At 46.2% G+C, this 2,600-nt stretch carries 3 protein-coding genes; all 3 read left to right on the plus strand.

Annotated features, from left to right (window positions below):
- Positions 1-1,022, plus strand: a 1,022-nt coding sequence (gene leuB / locus ACWVCM_RS00120) for a 3-isopropylmalate dehydrogenase (protein WP_455199658.1), incomplete at its 5' end; no start/stop codon positions are given.
- A gap of 217 nt (positions 1,023-1,239) precedes the next feature.
- On the plus strand, positions 1,240-2,262 hold the full coding sequence (locus ACWVCM_RS00125) for an aspartate-semialdehyde dehydrogenase (RefSeq protein ID WP_455199659.1): 1,023 nt from the start codon (positions 1,240-1,242) through the stop codon (positions 2,260-2,262).
- 137 nt (positions 2,263-2,399) lie between these two features.
- A partial coding sequence (locus ACWVCM_RS00130; protein ID WP_455199660.1) for a type IV pilus assembly protein FimV occupies positions 2,400-2,600 on the plus strand: 201 nt, incomplete at its 3' end.

The following is a 2,600-nucleotide window of genomic DNA, read 5'->3' on the forward strand; positions in this document are numbered from 1 at the left end:
AAGCAGTTAAGGTGCTGGACAAACTACAGGCTGATTTTGGTTTGAACGTGGAACTGGAGCATGGCCTGGTAGGCGGGGCCGCCTATGATGAACATGGAACACCTTTACCCGAGTCAACATTAAATCTCGCTAAACATGCAGATGCAGTATTGCTGGGGGCCGTGGGTGCACCCAGGTATGAGGCTCTGGATATCGCGGTGCGACCGGAAAAAGGGCTGTTAGGATTGCGGGCCGAGCTGGCGTTATTCTCCAATTTGCGACCTGCAATTTTGTATCCTCAATTAGTACATGCATCCACGTTGAAGCCGGAAGTAGTGTCAGGGCTGGATATTATGATTGTGCGTGAATTAACTGGCGGCATTTACTTTGGCCAACCGCGTGGTGTAAGAACACTGGATAATGGTGAGCGACAGGGATTTAATACCCTGGTTTATTCGGAATCAGAGATTCAACGTATTGGTCGGTCTGCTTTTGATATTGCCATGAAACGGGACAAGCGGGTTTGCTCGGTGGATAAAGCCAATGTTCTCGAGTGCACGGAATTATGGCGCGAGGTAATGATTGAAGTCGCTAAAGATTATCCGGAAGTAGAACTTAGCCATATGTACGTGGATAACGCCGCCATGCAACTGGTACGTGCACCCAAACAGTTTGACGTGGTTGTAACCACTAATATGTTCGGCGACATTTTGTCGGATGCTGCGGCAATGTTAACGGGTTCCATCGGTATGTTGCCTTCTGCATCTTTAGATGCAGCGGGTAAAGGTATGTACGAACCGATTCATGGTTCGGCGCCGGATATCGCCGGAAAAAATATCGCCAATCCATTGGCAACCTTGTTATCAGTCGCTATGATGTTGCGCTACTCACTGGATGAATCTGTTCTTGCAAATAAAATTGAAACTGCCGTTAACAAAGTGTTAGACCAGGGGCTAAGAACAGCGGACATTCAAAGCGAAGGTACACAACAGGTATCTACTTCGGAGATGGGCGATGCAATCATTGCAGCCTTAGATGCCTAATTGTTGGCCAGGAGCATGCTGTTTTAAAACTGCTAGTGTCAAGCTCGAAACAACGTTAATATAAGGTACTTACGAACTCGTTTAAATCGGTTTGCGGTTAGCAAAAGTATCGAAGAATAGCGAAGAGTTTGCAGGATTATGCTCGAGCTGGACACTGCTGAATTTATACAGTCAAATTAAAGCTTATATAATTCAGTAGCTTATAGAGGAAATCTAAATGAGCAAGGAATACGATGTCGCCGTTGTGGGCGCGACAGGCGCCGTGGGTGAAACCATGGTTTCAATATTGGAACAACGTAAATTTCCCGTACGTAATTTGTATCCCCTCGCCAGCAGTCGCTCTGCTGGGTCAAAAATTCAGTTCAATGGCAAGAATGTCACGGTGGAAGATCTTGCCACCTTTGATTTTTCCAAAGCCCAGGTAGGATTGTTTTCAGCGGGTGGTGCCATCTCAGCAGATTATGCCCCCAAAGCAGCAGCTGCCGGCTGCGTAGTGATTGATAATACATCACATTTTCGTTACGACGATGATATTCCGCTGGTGGTTCCCGAATGTAATGCTCACGCGATTGCCGATTATAAAAATCGCGGCATCATTGCCAATCCCAATTGCTCAACCATTCAAATGCTGGTCGCATTGAAACCAATTCATGATGCCGTGGGTATCGAGCGCATCAATGTTGCAACCTATCAGGCGGTTTCGGGTACCGGAAAAGAAGCCATTGAAGAGCTGGCCAAGCAAACGACAGACTTGCTCAATCTTAAGGAGATCAAAGCCGAAGTTTACCCAAAACAGATAGCTTTCAATGCCTTACCGCACATTGACGTATTTCAGGACAATGGTTATACAAAAGAAGAAATGAAAATGGTGTGGGAAACTAAAAAAATATTCGAGGATGCCGCTATATTGGTTAATCCGACAGCTGTCCGTATACCTGTGTTTTTTGGACATTCTGAGGCGATCAATATTGAAACGCGTGAAAAAATCACGGCGGATAAAGCGCGCGAGCTATTGGAAACGGCGCCAGGTGTAGAAGTGATGGATAAACGGGAACCTGGTGGTTACCCGACGGCTGTGACTGAGGCTGCAGGAAAGGATCCTGTGTATGTCGGTCGAATTCGGGAAGACATTTCTCATCCACGAGGCCTGAATTTATGGGTTGTTGCGGATAATGTCAGGAAAGGCGCGGCGCTAAATAGCGTGCAAATAGCTGAAATTTTTGTAAAAGAGTATTTGTAAGCTATAGTAGTTTCTATAACAGGCTCCGTAATTGCCTAATATTATTAAATTTTGTCAAAATCTGACGATAACTAAGGATGTCAGCATTTTTGAGGAACACTGCGGTAGACATGGAATTGGAGAAAACGGGAGTAAGCATGGGTAAATTAATCGCCCGGGCAATAGGCTCGGTCTTGTTGTTGGTGCCTGCGATAAGCTTCGCTTTAGGGTTGGGACCCATCACCATGCGGTCGTCACTCAATCAACCGCTGGATGCAGAGATTGATATTCATTCCGCACAGCCAGGAGATATGGATGGTTTTGCAGTTCGACTGGCCACTCTAGAAGATTTTGGCCGG

The sequence above is a fragment of the Kaarinaea lacus genome (genome assembly GCF_975902315.1).